Here is a 17,366-nt window from a genome sequence, read left to right as displayed (position 1 = left end):
ATGCGACGCCGACTGCTCACCACGATCCCGGTCGGGCTCGCCGTGCTCGGGCTGACCACCGGCTGCGGCGCGGCCGACATGACCAAGCAGGCCAGCCCGTTCGCCCACGCCGGCGGCGGCAAGAGCGTCACGCTGTCCGTGCAGTCCTGGGTGGGCGCCGAGTCCAACGTGGCCGTCGCCCAGTACCTGCTGGAGCACGAGCTGGGCTACCGCGTCGACACCGTGCAGGTGGACGAGGTGCCCGCGTGGGACGCGCTGAGCCAGGGCCGGGTCGACGCCCTCCTGGAGGACTGGGGCCACCCGGACCAGGAGAAGCGTTACGTCGACGACAAGAAGACCATCACGCGCGCCGGCGATCTCGGGGTGACCGGCCACATCGGCTGGTTCGTGCCGACGTACCTGGTCAAGCAGCACCCCGACATCACCGACTGGCACAACCTGAACAAGTACGCCTCGCTCTTCCGCACCGCGGAGAGCGGCGGCAAGGGCCAGCTGATGGACGGCTCCCCGTCCTACGTCACCAACGACAAGGCGCTGGTGAAGAACCTGAAGCTGGACTACCAGGTGGTCTTCGCCGGTTCCGAGGCGGCGCAGATCACCCAGATGAAGCAGTTCGCCAAGGAGAAGAAGCCCTTCCTGACGTACTGGTACTCGCCGCAGTGGCTGTTCAAGAAGGTCCCGATGACGGAGGTGAGGCTGCCGCCGTACAAGAAGGGCTGCGACGCGGACGCGGCGAAGATCGCCTGCGCCTATCCGCGCACCCCGCTCCAGAAGTACCTCAACGCCGACTTCGCCCGGTCGGGCGGCAAGGCGGCCGAGTTCCTGAAGAGGTTCCGGTGGACCACGGACGACCAGAACGAGGTCTCGCTGATGATCGCCCAGGACAAGCTGTCCCCGGAGGAGGCGGCGAAGAAGTGGGTGGACAGCCACCCCTCCGTGTGGAAGAAGTGGCTGCCCTGAGCGCTGACTAGCGCAGACCGGCGGCCAGGTCCCGGGCCGCTGCCGTGGCCCGGCGCTGGAGCTGCGGCCCGAACGTGATCCGGGTGGCCCCGAGTCCGCCGAGCGCGGCGGGCCCGGGGCCGTCCCCGTCCAGCCGGGCCAGCACGTTCAGCGGGCCCTCGATCCCCGCCCGCAGCACGGGCAGGGCCTCCACCGGCGCCATGATCGGGTACACGCACCCGGCGCCCGCCGCGATGTACCGGGCGGCCCGCTCCACGGCCTGTCCGGGATCGCCGTCGCCGTGCACGAAGGTGTCGACCCGGGCGTTGAGGAAGAGCCGCCCGGCCGCCGCCGCGCAGAACTCGGCGAGGTAGTCGGCGTGTTCCAGCGGGTCCTTGAGCACCCCCTCGGCGGAGTCCTCGATGTTGCAGCCCACGACCCCCGCCTCCAGCAGCCGCTCCACCAGCTCTTTCGGCGCGATCCCGTAGCCGCCCTCGACGTCCGCCGAGACCGGCACGTCCACCGCCCGCGCGATCCGGGCGACGGCCGCGAACATCTCGTCCGCCGGGGTGTGCCCGTCCTCGTACCCGAGCGCCGCGGCGACCCCCGCGCTCGGCGTGGCCAGCGCCGGGAACCCGGCCTGCGCGAACGCCCGCGCGCTGGCCGCGTCCCAGGGGCCGGGCAGGACGAGCGGATCGTCCTGCGGGCGCCCCAGGTGCAGCGCGCGGAACGCCTGCGCCTTGTCCGGGGACGTGCTCACCGGTGCTGTCCCGGCTGGTAGTGGCCCGGGGTCATCCGGGCGGTGACACCGAACCGGTTCCAGGCGTTGATCACCGTGATCGCGGCGATCAGCCGGGTCAGCTCCGCCTCCTCGAACTGCTTGGCGGCCCGCTCGTACACCTCGTCCGGCACGAAGCCGTCGGTGAGCACGGTGATCGCCTCGGTCAGCTCGATCGCGGCCAGCTCCTTCTCCGTGTAGAAGTGCCGCGACTCCTCCCACGCGCTGAGCTGGACGATCCGCTCCACGCTCTCCCCGGCCGCCAGCGCGTCCTTGGTGTGCATGTCCAGGCAGAAGGCGCAGTGGTTGAGCTGGGAGGCGCGGATCTTGACCAGCTCCAGCAGCTTCGGGTCCACCCCCTGCCGGGCGGCGGTGTCCAGCCGGACCATCGCCTTGTACACGTCCGGGGCGTGCTCGGTCCAGTTCAGCCGCGGCGCGTGCTCTGTCGCGTACTCGGTGTTCTCGTCCGTGTTCATGCCTCCACGGTAGGAGCCGGGCAGCCCAGGGGTATGGTCCATTTCCATGGCGGAATCCTGGGCCACTTTGGGCGTCGACCTCCATCTGGAACCGGCCGGCTCGGGCGGGCTGCGCCGGGGCCTGACCGACGCGCTGCGCGACGCGGTGCGCACCGGCCGGCTCGCCCCCGGCACCCGGCTGCCGTCCTCCCGGGCCCTCGCCACCGACCTCGGCATCGCCCGCAACACCGTCGCCGAGGCCTACGCCGACCTGGTGGCCGAGGGCTGGCTGACCGCCCGGCAGGGCTCCGGCACCCGGGTCGCCGAGCGCGCCGTCGTGCCGCCCAGCGGACCCGCCCGCCACCACCGAGCCCCCGCCCGCCCCCTGCACAACCTGGTCCCCGGCACCCCCGACCTCGCCGCGTTCCCGCGCGCCGAATGGACCAGGGCCGCCCGCCGCGCCCTGGCCGCCGCCCCCAACGACGCGCTCGGCTACGGCGATCCCCGCGGCCGCCCCGAACTGCGCACCGCCCTCGCCGGCTACCTCGCCCGCGCCCGGGGCGTGCGCGCCGACCCGGAGAACACGGTGATCACCGCCGGCTTCTCGGGCGCCCTGCGCCTGCTCGGACCGGTGCTGCGCGCCCGAGGGGTGCGCACGGTGGCCGTCGAGCCGTACGGCCTCGACCTGTACCGGGGGCTGCTGGAGAACGCGGGCCTGGCGACCACCGCGCTGGCGTACGACGAACTCGGCACCGATCCCGGCCCGTTGAGCGCCGAAGGCGCCGTACTCCTCACCCCCGCCCACCAGTTCCCCATGGGACTTCCCCTGCACCCGGACCGGCGGGCGGCCGTCGTGGACTGGGCCCGGCGCACCGGCGCGCTGGTCCTGGAGGACGACTACGACGGCGAGTTCCGCTACGACCGGCAGCCCGTCGGCGCGCTCCAGGGCCTCGACCCCGACCGCGTCGCCTACCTCGGCACCGCCAGCAAGTCGCTCGCACCCGGCATCCGGCTGGGCTGGATGGTGCTGCCGCCGGACCTGGCGGAGGAGGTCACCGCGGCCAAGGGGCACTCCGACACGGTGGGCGTGCTGGAACAGCTCACCCTCGCCGAGTTCCTCACCTCGGGCGCCTACGACCGGCAGGTCCGCTCCGCCCGGCTGCGCTACCGGCGCCGCCGCGACGCGCTCGCCGCCGCCGTCGCCGACCGGGCGCCCGGCGTGCGGGTCACCGGGATCGCCGCCGGGCTGCACGCGGTGCTGCGGCTGCCGCCCGGCACCGAGCCCGCCGTGATCCAGGCCGCCGCCTGGCAGGGCCTCGCGCTGCACGGCCTGTCCTACTACCGGCACCCCGAGAGCACGGCCGAACACCTGGACGCGCTGGTCGTGGGGTACGGCACACCCTCCGACAGCGCCTTCGCGGCGGCGCTGGAGGCGCTGTGCCGGGTGCTGCCGTAGGGCGGGGGGGCTCAGCCGGCGGCCGGCCGGAACACCAGGAAGAAGAACCGGGCGCCCGGCGAACCCAGCGGCTGCGCCGCGCACAGGGTCACCAAGCCCCGCACCGACGGGGCGTGCTCGGCGCAACACCGGTCGGCCTCCGGGGAGTCGAGTCCCGCGTGGCGCACCGGCCGGGTGTCCCCGTCCTGCTGCACATAGGTGATGTCGTGCCGGCGGTAGACGGGCCCCACCACGGGGTCGTCGTTCACCTCCGCGTCCAGCCGCCGCAGATCGGCGTTGTCCGGATGGGCCGCCACCGCCGCCCGCAACTGGGCCGCGACGGGCGCCGCCCACCGCTCCTCCCAGTCCACCAGATGGTGCTCGCGCGCCTCCTCGCACAGCAGCATCCAGCGCATCAGGTTCCGCTCGGGCAGCTCGGGCTCCGCGCCCCGGCGCCGGGGGAACATGCGCAGGAAGTCGTCGTTCCAGCCGAGGATGTTCCAGGCCACGTCGTTGACGTAGCAGGGCAGGCCCGACACGCCCCGGACCGCCATGGGCCAGGCCGGGTCCACCCGGGTGCCGGCCTCCGGGTTCATCGGGACGGGCGGCTCGTGGCCCAGCGCGTAGACGTACAGCGCGGTCCGTTCCGGCTCCGCCATGCGCAGCACCCCGGCGACGGCGTCGAGGAACTCCGGCGCGGGGGAGGGCATGTCACCCCGCTCCAGCTGGGCGTAGGTGCGCTCGGACACGTACAGCGCGTGCGCCACCTGGGCCTGCGAAAGCCCGGCGGAGCGCCTGCCGCGCCCGGTGCGGCGGGGCCAGCCCAGCTCGGTGGGGTCGATCAGCGAGCGCTTGTGCCGCAGCAGCGACCGCAGGGCTTCCCTGTCCATCCCTCGTTCCCTCCCGGTGAGCGCGCGACTCGCCGCCCCGCCCCGGCAAATACCGGAAGTCTACGTTCCTGAAAAACCGGTTCCGGAAAAAGAAGCTCCTGGTCACGAGCGGGAGGACGGCTCAGGATGGTGCGCGGACCGGTTGCGCTGCGGGGGGCGCAGCCGATCCCTCACTCCTGCTCGGCCGGTGCCGCGGGCGCCTCGCCGAACCGGGCCAGGGCCAGCGCGCCCGCCACCGCGACCGCGAAGCCCAGCACCGCGAGCCAGGCCAGGCCCTCCCGGGTGCGGTCGCCGAGCCAGACGACACCGATCGCCGCCGGGCCGATCGTCTCGCCGATCACCATCCCGGCGGTCGCCGCGGTCACCGAACCGCGCTGCAGGGCCGAGGTCAGCAGCATGAAGGCGGCGCCCCCGCCGATCAGCAGCGCGTAGGCCGCCGGATTGGTCAGCACGGCGCCCGGCGCGAGGCTGTCGATCAGCCGGACCGACACCTCCACCACCCCGAACCCGAAACCGGCCCCGAGCCCCAGCACCGGACCCCGCGCGGAACCGGACAGCCGGCCGCCCGCGAACGCGAGCGCCAGCAGCCCCACCGCCACCGCGAGCATCACCCACCGCAGCGTGTCCGAGCCGCCCCCGCCGCCCTCCGGGCCGGCCGCCAGCCCCAGCATCGCGAGCCCGGCGCACACCACGCCCACCGCGCCCCACTCCGTGCCGCTGAGCCGCACCGCCAGCAGCCGGGCCGCGACCACCGCCGTCACCGCGAGACTGGCCGCCAGGGCGGCGCCGACCGCGTAGATCGGCAGCGTACGCAGCGCCGCGATCTGGAACAGGAAGCCCAGCCCGTCCAGCGCCAGCCCCGCGAGGTAACGCCACTGCCGCAACGCCCGCAGCAGCAGCGCCGCCTCACCACCCCCGCCGGGACCCGCCTGCCGCGCCGCGACCGCCTGCAACACCGTCGCGGCACCGAAGCAGACCGCCGCCCCGAGGGCACACACCATTCCAAAGAGCACAAAGGGACTCTAGGGGAGACCTGGCATGCTCACCCCGCCCTGGCCGGACTTCACACCCGTCTCTAGGCTGGCCCGGAGCGTTCGCGGAACACGGGGGTGGAGAAGATGGCGGAAACGACGCGTCGGTTGCGTTCCGGTGCGGTGGTTCTCGGCGGGGTGGGGCTGCTGGCCGCAGCGCTCACCGCCTGCTCCTCCGAGCCGGACAAGCGCTGCGTGGACCGCGGCAGCTACGACTACGCCAGGGGCTACAAGGTCGTCTCGGACAAGAACTGCAAGTCCGTCAAGGCGGGTGTGGACGGCGCCTGGTACTACGGCGGCAAGAAGAAGGGCTCCTGGGTGGACGGCGGTTCCTTCACCAAGCCCAGCCGCGGGTCCGGCTCGTCCGGCGGGCACGGAAGCTCCTCGGACCACTACGGCAGCGGCCACGGAGTGCACCGCGGCGGCTTCGGCGGCGGTTCCCACAGCTCCGGCGGCTGACCGGGGCATCGGATGGAACGCCGTACCACCACCCCGCGCCCCGGCTGGCAGCGGATCGTCGAGGAACAGGGGCTGATCTACCCGCTCACCCGCCACCCGGACGGGAGCCTGCGCCCCTACTGGGACGAGAGCGCCTACTACGTCTTCTCCCTCGCCGAGATCGAGGCACTGGAGGAGACGGTCGCCGAACTGCACGCCATGTGCCTGGCCGCGGCCGGCCACATGGTGGCGCACGGCCGCCTCGCCGACCTCGGCATCACCGACCCGCGGGTGGCCGCGGCGGTCACGGAGTCCTGGCACCGGCGTGCCGAACTCCCCTCCTTCTACGGCCGTTTCGACCTGCGCTACGACGGCACGGGCCCCGCCAAGCTGCTGGAGTACAACGCCGACACCCCCACCTCCCTGGTGGAGGCGGCCTCCCCGCAGTGGTTCTGGATGGAGGACCGCTTCCCCGGCGCCGACCAGTGGAACTCCCTGCACGAACGCCTGGTGGAGTCCTGGCGCCGGCAGGCCGCGCTGCTGCCGCCCGGCAGCCCGCTGCACTTCGCGCACTCCGCGGCCGACGAGCTGGGCGAGGACCTGATGACGGTCGCCTATCTGAAGGAGACCGCGCAGCAGGCGGGCCTGGAGACCGACTGGCTCGCCATGGAGGAGATCGGCTGGGACACCCTCTCCGGCCGCTTCGTGGACAACCGGCTCCGGTTCATCCGCAGCATCTTCAAGCTCTACCCGTGGGAGTGGCTCACCACCGACGCCTTCGGCGGGCACGTGCTGGAGACCCTCGACAACGGCGGCGGCAGCGGCAGCACCCTGTGGATCGAGCCGGCCTGGAAGATGCTCCTGAGCAACAAGGCCCTGCTGGCCGTCCTCTGGGAGCTGTACCCCGGCCACCCCAACCTGCTCCCCGCACACCTCGACGGCCCCCGCGACCTCGCCGCCACCGGCTACGTCGCCAAACCCCTGCTGGGCCGCGAGGGCGAGGGCATCACCCTGCACCCGCCGGGCGGCGCGCCCGCGCCGCGCCCCGATTCCTGCTGCTACCAGCAGCTCGCCCCGCTGCCCGTCTTCGACGGCAACCACGTCGTCCTCGGCGCCTGGGTCGTCGACGGCGAACCGGCGGGCCTCGGCATCCGCGAGTCGGCGGGCCCCGTCACCGACGAGTACGCCCGCTTCCTGCCGCACGTCATCCTCTGAGGAACCGGCCCCTCCGGCGAACGGAGGGGCCGGCGGGCAAAGCGGGCTCAGAAGGTGACGGTCGCGTGGATCACCCGGTGGTCCGAGAGGCCCGGGTCCACGACCTCGCAGCCGTACGACGGACCGACCGGGCCGAAGATGTAGTCGATCTTGTTGTTGCCGTCGGTGGGCGCACCGGTGTGCGCCGCGTCCGGGGTCGCCTGACCGCACTCCTGGTGGCCAGAGTACAGGGTGTCGAGGTAGGACACGTCCGCCGTGGTCGTGTTCAGGTCACCGCCGTAGAAGGCCGTGTACCCGGCGCCCTGGAGGCCGTCCACGATGGACCGCAGCGCGGCGGCCTGCTCCTTGCGCTTGGTGCCGTCGGGGTCGTCGCCGGCCTCCTTGCCGTTGGCGTCGAGGTAGTGGCCGCTGCTGAGGTGCGCGTCGCAGTAGACCGTCCCGTCCTCGGGGACGGTGGCGCACAGCGCGGGCCGCTGTTCCTTGCCGGCGGGGGAGGGCAGGGTGTACCCGCGGTACCAGGTGTTGGTGTCCTTGACCGCGAGGGCGATGCCGAAGGAGCCGCGGTCGGTGCCGCTGGTGCTGTCCATGCAGGACTTCTGGGCCATGAGCGCCGGGTCGGTCGACCCGTCCGCGTCGACGACCTTGTAGTACGTCGGCGCGAACCGCACGTCCCAGCCGCCGCCGAGCCGGCTCTCCAGCTGGAGCTCCAGCGGCTTGACCGCCTTCTCGCAGATCTCCTGGAAGAAGATCGCCTCCGGCCGGTGCCCGAGCGAACCGGCCAGGTCACCGGCGACGCCGGAGGCGACCGTGTCCGCGTCGGCGTACTGGAGCTTGCACGCCGCGCTCGTGTTGTTGTTCGCGCACAGGTTCCACGAGGCGATGTCGTGCCGTCCCGAGGCCTTCACGGCCGATGCGGGCGGCGCCGTCGTGTCGCCGGTGCCGCCGACCTTCTCGAAGGTGAACCGCTCCCAGCTGCCGACCGTGCTGGAACGGGCGCGCAGCAGACCCTGGTCGCCGCCGGTGTAGTTGAACTCGGCCGTGACGTACAGGCCGTTGGCGGCGGACTTCAGCGCGTACGTGCCGTCGCTCTGGGGGACGACGTAGAAGCGCTCCCAGGAGCCGGTGTTGGTGCCCCGGGCGCGCAGCATGCCCGCCTGGCTGCCGGTGGTGCTGATCTCGGAGGTGACGTAGAGGCCGTTCTCCTCGTTGCGCAGCGTGATGGTCGTGCCGTAGCCCACGCCCGGGACGTTGTCGGTGTGCAGGCTGAAGGTCTCCCAGCTGCCGACGGAGGTCGAGCGGGCCCGCAGCTTGCCGTTCTGGTCGCCGGAGTCGTTCACCTCGGCGGCGACGTACAGCCCGTTCACCTTGAGGGCCCAGCGCTGGCCGGTGGAGGACGGCGGCGCCGACGCCGCGAACGCGGCCGACGCGGGCAGGGCCACCACACCGGTGACCGCGGCCAGGACCGCCACCAGCAGCAGACAGAGTCTTCGCATGTTCATCCAAGCTTCAGAAGTGCGTTTGATTTCCGAACCTGATGATCTTGAGGGTGGAACGCCGGACCGGCAAGCGGGTTTCCGGCCGCCCTCGCCCGCATGGTGGACGCCGGATCTTCCGCCCCGCGCCCGCCCGGTACGCTGAGGCACGGGCCGTGACTGGCGCGCTGGGATGGGACCGACCATCGGGGAGCGGCCTCGCGGGAAATCAGTGCCGTGCGCCTGGGCCGAACGTGAACGCTGAACGCACACCGTCCGGAGGTCCCCATGCCAGAGCCCCTGTCCACCGAGTCCACCGCCTTCCGCGCCGCGCTCGACGTGGTCCGCGCCGTGGAGCCGCGGGTCGCCGACGCCATCGGCCAGGAGGTCACCGACCAGCGCGCGATGCTCAAGCTGATCGCCTCGGAGAACTACGCCTCGCCGGCCACCCTCCTCGCGATGGGCAACTGGTTCAGCGACAAGTACGCCGAGGGCACCGTCGGCCGCCGCTTCTACGCCGGCTGCCGCAACGTCGACACCGTCGAGTCCCTGGCCGCCGAGCACGCCCGGGAACTCTTCGGCGCCCGGCACGCCTACGTCCAGCCGCACTCCGGCATCGACGCCAACCTCGTCGCCTTCTGGGCCGTGCTCGCCGACCGCGTCGAGGTCCCCTTCCTGGAGAAGACCGGCGCCCGCCAGGTCAACGACCTCACCGACGCCGACTGGGCCGAGCTGCGCCAGGCCTTCGGCAACCAGCGGATGCTCGGCATGTCCCTGGACGCCGGCGGCCACCTCACCCACGGCTTCCGCCCCAACATCTCCGGCAAGATGTTCGACCAGCGCTCCTACGGCACCGACCCGGCCACCGGCCTCATCGACTACGAGGCCCTGCGCGCCCAGGCCCGCGAGTTCAAGCCGCTGATCATCGTCGCGGGCTACTCGGCCTACCCCCGCCTGGTGAACTTCCGGATCATGCGCGAGATCGCCGACGAGGTCGGCGCGACCCTCATGGTCGACATGGCCCACTTCGCCGGCCTGGTCGCCGGCAAGGTGCTCACCGGCGACTTCGACCCGGTCCCGCACGCCCAGATCGTCACCACCACCACCCACAAGTCGCTGCGCGGCCCGCGCGGCGGCATGGTGCTGTGCGACGACTCCCTCAAAAACCAGGTCGACCGCGGCTGCCCGATGGTCCTCGGCGGCCCGCTGCCGCACGTCATGGCCGCGAAGGCGGTCGCCCTGGCCGAGGCCCGGCAGCCCTCCTTCCAGGACTACGCCCGGCGGATCGTGGACAACTCCCGCGCGCTGGCCGAGGGCCTGATGCGCCGTGGCGCCACCCTGGTCACCGGCGGCACGGACAACCACCTCAACCTGATCGACGTCGCCGGCTCCTACGGCCTCACCGGCCGTCAGGCCGAAGCGGCGCTCCTGGAGTCCGGCATCGTCACCAACCGCAACGCCATCCCGGCCGACCCCAACGGCGCCTGGTACACCTCCGGCATCCGCATCGGCACCCCCGCCCTGACCACCCGCGGCCTCGGCACGGCGGAGATGGACGAGGTGGCGGGCCTGATCGACCGGGTCCTCACCACCGCCGAACCGGGCACCACCAAGTCGGGCGCCCCCAGCAAGGCCGCCCACGTGCTGGACGAGAAGGTCGCGCAGGAGATCGCCCAGCGGGCGACGGACCTGGTGTCGGGCTTCCCGCTCTACCCGGAAGTCGACCTGGGCTGACCCGCTCCCGTGGGGCGCGGGCGACCGCGCCCCACCTCAGGGGCCCGTGCCACCCCCGGCCGATGAGAGAATGGGGGACATGGCCTCTGCTGAAAAGCCTCGCGTGCTCTCCGGTATCCAGCCCACCGCCGGCTCGTTCCACCTCGGCAACTACCTCGGCGCCGTCCGCCAGTGGGTGTCGCTCCAGGAGAGTCACGACGCCTTCTACATGGTCGTCGACCTGCACGCGATCACGGTCCCGCAGGACCCGAGGGAACTGCGGGCCAACACCCGCCTGGCCGCCGCCCAGCTGCTCGCCGCCGGCCTGGACCCGGACCGCTGCACCCTGTTCGTGCAGAGCCACGTCCCGGAGCACGCCGAGCTGGCCTGGGTGATGAACTGCCTCACCGGCTTCGGCGAGGCGAGCCGGATGACCCAGTTCAAGGACAAGTCCGCCAAGCAGGGCGCCGAGCGGGCCTCCGTGGGCCTGTTCACCTACCCGATCCTCCAGGTCGCGGACATCCTGCTGTACCAGGCCAACGAGGTGCCGGTCGGCGAGGACCAGCGCCAGCACATCGAGCTGACCCGGGACCTGGCCGAGCGGTTCAACGGCCGCTTCGGGCAGACGTTCACGATCCCGTCGCCGTACATCCTCAAGGAGACGGCGAAGATCTACGACCTCCAGGACCCGTCGATCAAGATGAGCAAGTCGGCGTCCACGCCGAAGGGCCTCATCAACCTGCTGGACGACCCGAAGACCACCGCCAAGAAGGTCAAGAGCGCCGTCACCGACACCGACACGGTGATCCGCTACGACGCGGAGGCGAAGCCGGGCGTGTCCAACCTGCTCACCATCTACTCCACGCTCACCGGCAAGTCCGTCGCGGAGCTGGAGCGGGAGTACGAGGGCAAGATGTACGGCGCCCTCAAGACCGACCTCGCCGAGGTGATGGTGGAGTTCGTGACTCCGTTCAAGGAGCGCACCCAGCAGTACCTGGACGACGCCGAGACGCTGGACTCGATCCTGGCCAAGGGTGCGGAGAAGGCGCGCGCCGTCGCCGCGGAGACGCTGGCGCAGGCGTACGACCGCGTCGGCTTCCTGCCGGCCAAGCACTGAGCGCGCACGGCCGCGCCGGGGAGCACGGACCGCGCCGCGAGGCACGGACCGGCGCTGAGGAGCACGGCCGTTCGCACGCCCGTGGGGGCAGAGCGCTGCACATCACTTCCGCTGCGCCTGCCCACAGGACATCCATAGCCGTACAGTCGAAGCCGAGGGCCCGGGCGACCCGGCCGGACGGTACGACGGACGCGACGACAGGAGACGACGTGGGGACCGTAACGATCGGCGTGTCGATCGCGGTCCCGGAGCCTCACGGCAGCCTGCTCCAGGAGCGGCGCGCGGGCTTCGGCGACGCCGCGGCCTACGGCATTCCCACGCACGTCACCCTGCTGCCGCCGACCGAGGTCCCCGAGGACGCGCTGCCCGCCGTCGAGGCGCACCTGCTCCAGGTCGCCGCGGGCGGCCGCCCGTTCCCGATGCGGCTGCACGGTACGGGCACCTTCCGGCCGCTGTCCCCGGTGGTCTACGTCCGGGTGGTCCAGGGCGCCGAGGAGTGCGCCCTGCTCCAGCAGCGGGTCCGCGAGGGCTCCGGGCCGTGCGCCCGCGAACTCCAGTTCCCCTACCACCCCCATGTGACCGTGGCGCACGGCATCGAGGAGGCGGCGATGGACCGCGCCTTCGCGGAGCTGGCCGATTTCGAGGCCGAGTGGCCGTGCACCGGGTTCGCGCTGTACGAGCAGGGCGCGGACGGGGTGTGGCGCAAGCTGCGCGAGTTCACCTTCGGCGGCCGTGTGGTGCCGCCCCAGGCCGGCCCGGCCGGCATCGGCCGCGGCACCATCGCCAGCCGCTGACCGCCCCTCACAGCGGGAGCCTGCGCAGCAGCGCGCGCGGCGCGTGCCGCACCGCGGCCATCACCAGCCGCAGCGCACCCGGCACCCACACCGTCTCCGAGCCCCGGCGCAGCCCCAGCTCGATCGCGGTGGCGACCGCCTGCGGGGTGGTGGCGAACGGCTCCCGCGGCCGGCCCGCCGTCATCCGCGTGCGCACGAACCCGGGGCGTACGACCATCACCCGCACCCCCGTGCCGTACAGGGCGTCGCCGAGGCCCTGGGCGAAGGTGTCCAGGCCCGCCTTGCTGGAGCCGTAGATGAAGTCGGCGCGGCGGGCGCGCTCGCCGGCGGTGGCGGAGAGGACGACGAGGGTGCCGTGGCCCTGGGACTGGAGGGCGCTCGCGGCGATCAGGCCCGCGGAGACGGCCCCGGTGTAGTTGGTCTGGGCGACCCGCACGGCGCGCAGCGGTTCCCGCTCGTCGTGGGCCTGGTCGCCGAGGACGCCGAAGGCGAGCAGCACCAGGTCGACGGGGCCCTCGGCGAACACCTTGCCGAGCGCGGCCTCGTGGGCCGCGGGGTCGAGGGCGTCGAAGCCGATCGTGCGGACGTCGGTGCCGAGGGCGCGCAGGTCCTCGGCGGCCCGGTCCAGGGCGGGGGAGGGGCGGCCGGCCAGCCACACGGTGCGGGCGCCGCGGGCGATCAGCCGGCGGGCGGCGGCGAGGCCGATCTCGGAGGTGCCGCCGAGGACCAGCAGGGACTTGGGCAGGGCGAGGGCGTCCTTCACAGACATGTCCGTGACCGTATCGTCCATAAGTGGGTTGTTCGTCCGTCGTCACCTTGCCGGGCCCGAGATCACTCGAAGGTGTGACCGCCGGGCTCCGTCGGGCGCGTGGTCGCGGGGTACCCGCACATGGGACGTCGCGCAGAGGGCAGGGACAGGATCATGGACTGGCTCAAGAGACTGCCCGTCATCGGGCCGCTGGTGACCTGGCTGACGGCGACCCACGCGTGGCGGGCCTTCGAGCGGCTGGACCGGGTGAAGTGGTCCCGGTTGGCCGCGGCGATGACCTTCGTCAGCTTCGTGGCCCTGTTCCCGCTGCTCACCGTGGCCGCCGCCGTCGCCGCCGCCACCCTCAGCACCGCCCAGCAGCAGACCGTCGAACACAAGATCGCCGAGCAGTTCCCGGGCGTCATCTCCAGCCAGCTGGACATCACCTCGCTGGTCCAGAACGCAGGCACCGTCGGTGTGATCGCCGGTGCCGCGCTGCTGTTCACCGGCGTCGGCTGGGTCGGCCAGGTGCGCGACTGCCTGCGCGCCGTCTGGGAGCTGCCCGACCAGGAGCAGAACCCGCTGGTCGCCAAGGCCAAGGACGCCGGCGTCCTGGTCGGCTTCGGCGGCGCCCTGCTGGTCACCCTCGCCGCCTCCACCCTCGCCTCGGCCGCCGTCGGCAAGGTCTCCGAGCAGCTCGGCCTCGCCCGGCACGGCTGGGGCACCGTGCTGCTCCAGGTCGCCGCCTTCGCCGTCGCCGTGCTCGCCGACCTCCTGGTGCTGCTCTACGTCCTGACCCTGCTGCCCGGGGTGGAGCCGCCGCGCCGCCGTCTGGTGGTCGCCGCGCTGCTCGGCGCGGTCGGCTTCGAACTGCTGAAGCTGCTGCTCAGCGGCTATATCCAGGGGGTCGCTGCGAAGAGCATGTACGGCGCGTTCGGCGTCCCCGTGGCGCTGCTGCTGTGGATCAACTTCACCGCGAAACTCGTCCTGTACTGCGCCGCCTGGACGGCCACCCCGAGCGAGGCCGCCGAGGTCAGGAGCGAGGCCGACGGCGCATCAGATCCGGCAGCGGCCACCGGCGGTTGACCAGGTAGACCCCGCCCGCCAGCAGCACCAGCAGACCGCCCGCGACACCGAGCGCGGTGCCCATGCCCCGGGAGCCGGTGGCGGCGGCCGCCACCGGCCGGGAGCCCGCCCGGCCGGCCGGCGCCGGTGCCGTGGCGGAACCGCTCGGCGCCCCGGAGGGCTGCGCGGCGGTCCTCGGCGGCACCAGTTCACCCACCGGGGTCACCTTGCCGGCCGCCTGGAAGCCCCAGTCGAACAGCTTCGCCGTCTCCTTGTAGACCTCGTTGTGCTCCGGCTTCTGCGGGTTCATCACGGTGACGAGCAGCACCCGCCCGCCCCGCTCGGCTACCCCGGTGAAGGTGGCGCCCGCGTGGGTGGTGTTGCCGTTCTTGACGCCCGCGATGCCCTGGTAGACCGGGACGTCGGTGTCGCCGCTCAGCAGCCGGTTGGTGTTGCGGATCTCCGAGCCCCCGAAGTCGGCGCTCACGGTGGAGCAGTAGTCCCGGAAGTCCTTCTTCTGGAGCCCGGAGCGGGCGATCAGCGACAGGTCGTACGCGGAGGAGACCTGGCCCGGCTCGTCGTAGCCGTCGGGGGAGATCACCCGGGTGTCCCGGGCCTGGAGCTCGTCGGCGTGCTGCTGCATGTCCCGCACCGTGTCGGCGACGGTCCCGTTCATCGCGGACAGCACGTGCACGGCGTCGTTGCCCGAGCGCAGGAACACCCCGAGCCACAGGTCGTGGACGCTGTAGGTGTGCCCCGCCTTTATCCCGACCACGCTGGAGCCCTCGCCCATGCCGTCGAGGTCCCGGGCCGCCACCCGGTGCTCCATCGTCTTCGGGAAGCGGGGCAGCAGGGTGTCCGCGAACAGCATCTTCAGGGTGGACGCCGGGGGCAGCGGCCAGTGCGCGTTGTGCGCGGCCAGCACCTCGCCGGACTGGGCGTCGGAGACGATCCAGGAGCGGGCGGTCAGCCCCTCGGGGAGCACGGGGACACCGGGCGCCAGATTCACCTGGGTGCCCGGCAGACCGAGCCGGGCACCGCCCAGGGTCGACATGTGGGCCGGTGGCGCGGGGCTCTTCGGGGCGCCGGGGGCGGCGAGCGCGGCGGGCGCGGTGGCGGCGAGGGCGAGCAGGGTCGCGGCGCCGGCCAGCAGTGATCGCCGTACGGTCTTCTTGGGTGCGGGCACGACCGAGAACGTACTCGCACCCGCCGGGGAACTCCCGACCCAGCCCCTGTCACGAAACCGCACCCCGGATACTGGAGGTATGAAACTCAGCCGCCCGGTCTCCTGGTTCCTGCTCGCCTTCGGGGTGTGGAGCTGGTTCATCTGGATCACTTTCGTAAAGAACCTGGTCAAGGACGGCAGCGGGCTCGCCTTCGACGACGGCCACCCGACCGCCTACTTCTGGGTGCACCTGCTGCTGGCGATCGTCTCGTTCGTATTGGGGACGGTCATCGGGGTCATCGGGTTGCGCGGTGTGCGCGCCCTGCGCCGCACGTCCTAGCGGAATGTGACCGGAATCGCTCCCCCGCCTGTGAAGACCCTGTGAAGGCATGGCGGAGACAATGCTTTGGTGAGTTCTTCCACAACCGGTCAGAAAGCTCTTCCCCCGCTGAAACACGTGTGATTAGGTGAGCCGCGTCACTTTAGGGGAGTGGCGCATTTTGTGCTGAGCCAGGGGTAGGGCCGCACAGGTCTGGGAGGGCACCACCGTGCGATCGGTTCGCATGCGGATTCTCGTGACATTGCTCGTGCTGGCGGTCGTGGGAATCGGCGGCTGGCAGCTGCTGCCGTCGCAGGAGAACAAGGGCAGGACCATCACGGTCGGCACGACGGACGCGGTCACCGGGCTCGACCCGGCCGGCGCCTACGACGCGGGATCCTGGGCCCTGTTCAGCAATGTCTTCCAGAGCCTGCTGACCTTCGAGCCGGACGGTGTGGAGCCGGTTCCGGACGCGGCCAAGAGCTGCGGCTTCGCGCCCGGCGACCTGAAGACCTACCGCTGCACCCTGCGCGACGGGATCACCTTCCCGAGCGGCCGCGCGATGACCGCCGCGGACGTCAAGTTCTCCTTCGACCGGGTCAAGAAGATCGACTCCGACGTCGGCCCGTCGTCCCTGTTCGACCTGCTCGCCTCGGTCACCGCGGACGACGCGCGCACGGTCACCTTCCACCTGAAGGCCCCGGACGCCACCTTCCCGCTGAAGGTCGCCACCGGCGCCGGCGCGATCGTGGACAAGGACCGCTACCCCGCCGACGCGCTGCGCAAGGACGCCGCGGTGGACGGCACCGGTCCGTACCGGCTGGCCTCCTACACCAAGGGCAAGCTGGCCAAGCTCACGCCGAACCCGCACTACAAGGGGTACCTGAGCGGCACCGGGCGGCCGATCGACCTGCGCTACTACAGCGACTCGGCCAAGCTGGACCAGGCCTGGAAGGACAAGAAGGTCGACGTGGCGTCCCGGACGCTGCCGCCGGAAGTGCTCTCCCGGATGACGCCGAGCGACCCGAACGAGCGCGTCAACGAGTCCGACACCTCCGAGACCCGCAACCTGTACCTCAACACCCGCGCGGCCTCCCCGCTGCACGACGTACGGGTGCGGCAGGCGATCGCGTGGCTGGTCAATCGGGAGCAGCTGGCCGCCACGGTCTACCAGGGCACCGTCGACCCGCTGTACTCGCTGATCCCCACCGGTATCACCGGCCACACCACGTCCTTCTTCGACGCGTACCCGACCCAGAGCACCACGAAGGCGCGGGCGCTGCTCACCCAGGCCGGGGTGAGCCTGCCGCTGCGCTTCACCTTCGCCTACGGCAAGGGGCAGGGGCCCGGCGCGGAGGAGGCCGCGGCGCTGAAGAAGCAGCTGGAGGCGGGCGGCCTGTTCAAGGTGGACGTCAAGGGCTACGAGTGGACGGACTTCCAGGAGCGGATGGCCGCCGGGAAGCTGGACGCGTGGTCGGTCGGCTGGGTCGCCGACTACCCGGACGCGGACACCTTCGGCCAGCCTCTCGTGGGCACCGGCTCCACCATGAGCACCGGCTACAGCAACAAGGACGTCGACCAGTACATCCGCGACAGCCAGCGCTTCGCCGACCGCGGCCGCGCCGCCGCCGACTTCCAGCGCATCCAGTCGGACATCGCCACCGACGTCCCCCTGATCCCCCTGTGGCAGCGCAAGGAGTACACGGTCAGCACGGAGGACGTGGGCGGCGGCCAGTACCTCACCGACGGCACGGGCGTGTACCGCCTGTGGCGGCTGGACTGGATCTGATCA

17 protein-coding genes are annotated in these 17,366 nt (G+C 72.2%); 10 read left to right on the top strand and 7 right to left on the bottom strand.

Translation table 11 applies throughout. The features are described 5' to 3' along the window. Nucleotides 1-960, top strand: a complete 960-nt coding sequence (locus tag HZZ00_RS32795; RefSeq protein ID WP_180329766.1) for an ABC transporter substrate-binding protein — start codon at nucleotides 1-3, stop codon at nucleotides 958-960. 7 nt (nucleotides 961-967) lie between these two features. Here HZZ00_RS32795 and HZZ00_RS32790 read toward each other — a convergent pair whose 3' ends face one another. Together HZZ00_RS32790 and HZZ00_RS32785 are read right to left on the bottom strand one after the other, a co-directional pair. Next, a complete protein-coding gene (locus HZZ00_RS32790; RefSeq protein WP_180329765.1) occupies nucleotides 968-1,699 on the bottom strand; it encodes an isocitrate lyase/phosphoenolpyruvate mutase family protein in 732 nt (243 codons plus the stop codon). Continuing rightward, nucleotides 1,696-2,193 (bottom strand): carboxymuconolactone decarboxylase family protein, encoded by a 498-nt coding sequence (locus HZZ00_RS32785; RefSeq protein ID WP_180329764.1) that lies wholly within the window; start codon nucleotides 2,191-2,193, stop codon nucleotides 1,696-1,698. The genes HZZ00_RS32790 and HZZ00_RS32785 overlap by 4 nt, the downstream gene beginning before the upstream one ends. Nucleotides 2,194-2,239: 46 nt before the next feature. Between HZZ00_RS32785 and HZZ00_RS32780 the strand changes: the two genes are divergently transcribed. Then, a complete protein-coding gene (locus HZZ00_RS32780) occupies nucleotides 2,240-3,628 on the top strand; it encodes a PLP-dependent aminotransferase family protein (protein WP_180329763.1) in 1,389 nt (462 codons plus the stop codon). Between the two features lie 11 nt (nucleotides 3,629-3,639). Here HZZ00_RS32780 and HZZ00_RS32775 read toward each other — a convergent pair whose 3' ends face one another. Together HZZ00_RS32775 and HZZ00_RS32770 are read right to left on the bottom strand one after the other, a co-directional pair. Then, nucleotides 3,640-4,497 (bottom strand): helix-turn-helix domain-containing protein, encoded by an 858-nt coding sequence (locus HZZ00_RS32775; protein WP_180329762.1) that lies wholly within the window; start codon nucleotides 4,495-4,497, stop codon nucleotides 3,640-3,642. A 170-nt stretch (nucleotides 4,498-4,667) separates the two neighbouring features. Continuing rightward, the gene (locus HZZ00_RS32770; protein ID WP_180333806.1) at nucleotides 4,668-5,498 is read right to left on the bottom strand and encodes a DMT family transporter; all 831 of its coding nucleotides are present in this window, start codon (nucleotides 5,496-5,498) and stop codon (nucleotides 4,668-4,670) included. A gap of 117 nt (nucleotides 5,499-5,615) precedes the next feature. On the opposite strand from HZZ00_RS32770, the gene HZZ00_RS32765 reads away from it, so the two are divergent. After that, nucleotides 5,616-5,987 (top strand): hypothetical protein, encoded by a 372-nt coding sequence (locus tag HZZ00_RS32765; RefSeq protein ID WP_070026224.1) that lies wholly within the window; start codon nucleotides 5,616-5,618, stop codon nucleotides 5,985-5,987. 12 nt (nucleotides 5,988-5,999) lie between these two features. Further along, complete coding sequence (locus HZZ00_RS32760) at nucleotides 6,000-7,181, top strand: glutathionylspermidine synthase family protein (protein WP_180329761.1); 1,182 nt, start codon at nucleotides 6,000-6,002, stop codon at nucleotides 7,179-7,181. Between the two features lie 47 nt (nucleotides 7,182-7,228). Here the strand turns inward: HZZ00_RS32760 and HZZ00_RS32755 are convergent, their stop codons facing one another. Next, nucleotides 7,229-8,680 (bottom strand): endonuclease/exonuclease/phosphatase family protein, encoded by a 1,452-nt coding sequence (locus tag HZZ00_RS32755; RefSeq protein WP_180329760.1) that lies wholly within the window; start codon nucleotides 8,678-8,680, stop codon nucleotides 7,229-7,231. Nucleotides 8,681-8,941: 261 nt separating this feature from the next. Here HZZ00_RS32755 and HZZ00_RS32750 point away from each other — a divergent pair, with 261 nt between their 5' ends. From HZZ00_RS32750 to HZZ00_RS32740, 3 genes are all read left to right on the top strand, one after another. After that, the gene (locus HZZ00_RS32750; protein ID WP_180329759.1) at nucleotides 8,942-10,387 is read left to right on the top strand and encodes a glycine hydroxymethyltransferase; all 1,446 of its coding nucleotides are present in this window, start codon (nucleotides 8,942-8,944) and stop codon (nucleotides 10,385-10,387) included. A 70-nt stretch (nucleotides 10,388-10,457) separates the two neighbouring features. Continuing rightward, nucleotides 10,458-11,483, top strand: a complete 1,026-nt coding sequence (gene trpS / locus HZZ00_RS32745) for a tryptophan--tRNA ligase (RefSeq protein WP_374028496.1) — start codon at nucleotides 10,458-10,460, stop codon at nucleotides 11,481-11,483. Nucleotides 11,484-11,692: 209 nt separating this feature from the next. After that, nucleotides 11,693-12,277, top strand: a complete 585-nt coding sequence (locus HZZ00_RS32740; protein ID WP_180329757.1) for a 2'-5' RNA ligase family protein — start codon at nucleotides 11,693-11,695, stop codon at nucleotides 12,275-12,277. Between the two features lie 7 nt (nucleotides 12,278-12,284). Here the strand turns inward: HZZ00_RS32740 and HZZ00_RS32735 are convergent, their stop codons facing one another. Then, nucleotides 12,285-13,040 (bottom strand): decaprenylphospho-beta-D-erythro-pentofuranosid-2-ulose 2-reductase, encoded by a 756-nt coding sequence (locus HZZ00_RS32735; protein WP_180333805.1) that lies wholly within the window; start codon nucleotides 13,038-13,040, stop codon nucleotides 12,285-12,287. 159 nt (nucleotides 13,041-13,199) lie between these two features. Here HZZ00_RS32735 and HZZ00_RS32730 point away from each other — a divergent pair, with 159 nt between their 5' ends. Beyond that, nucleotides 13,200-14,111, top strand: coding sequence for a YihY/virulence factor BrkB family protein (locus HZZ00_RS32730; RefSeq protein ID WP_180329756.1), 912 nt, complete (start codon nucleotides 13,200-13,202; stop codon nucleotides 14,109-14,111). Here the strand turns inward: HZZ00_RS32730 and HZZ00_RS32725 are convergent. Beyond that, a complete protein-coding gene (locus tag HZZ00_RS32725; protein ID WP_257585499.1) occupies nucleotides 14,059-15,276 on the bottom strand; it encodes a D-alanyl-D-alanine carboxypeptidase family protein in 1,218 nt (405 codons plus the stop codon). The two genes, HZZ00_RS32730 and HZZ00_RS32725, sit on opposite strands and share 53 nt — an antisense overlap. Before the next feature lie 79 nt (nucleotides 15,277-15,355). On the opposite strand from HZZ00_RS32725, the gene HZZ00_RS32720 reads away from it, so the two are divergent. Further along, entirely contained in the window at nucleotides 15,356-15,595 is a 240-nt protein-coding gene (locus HZZ00_RS32720) for an SCO4848 family membrane protein (RefSeq protein ID WP_070026217.1), read from the top strand. A 223-nt stretch (nucleotides 15,596-15,818) separates the two neighbouring features. Next, on the top strand, nucleotides 15,819-17,363 hold the full coding sequence (locus HZZ00_RS32715; RefSeq protein ID WP_180329754.1) for an ABC transporter substrate-binding protein: 1,545 nt from the start codon (nucleotides 15,819-15,821) through the stop codon (nucleotides 17,361-17,363). The last annotated feature ends 3 nt before the right edge of the window (nucleotides 17,364-17,366 follow it).

The sequence above is a fragment of the Streptomyces sp. NEAU-sy36 genome, from assembly GCF_013423905.1.
In the GTDB taxonomy this organism is placed as follows: Bacteria; Actinomycetota; Actinomycetes; order Streptomycetales; family Streptomycetaceae; genus Streptomyces; species Streptomyces misionensis.
The sequence above is the reverse complement of the archived record's forward strand: the minus strand, read 5'-3'. Positions and strand labels throughout refer to the sequence as shown.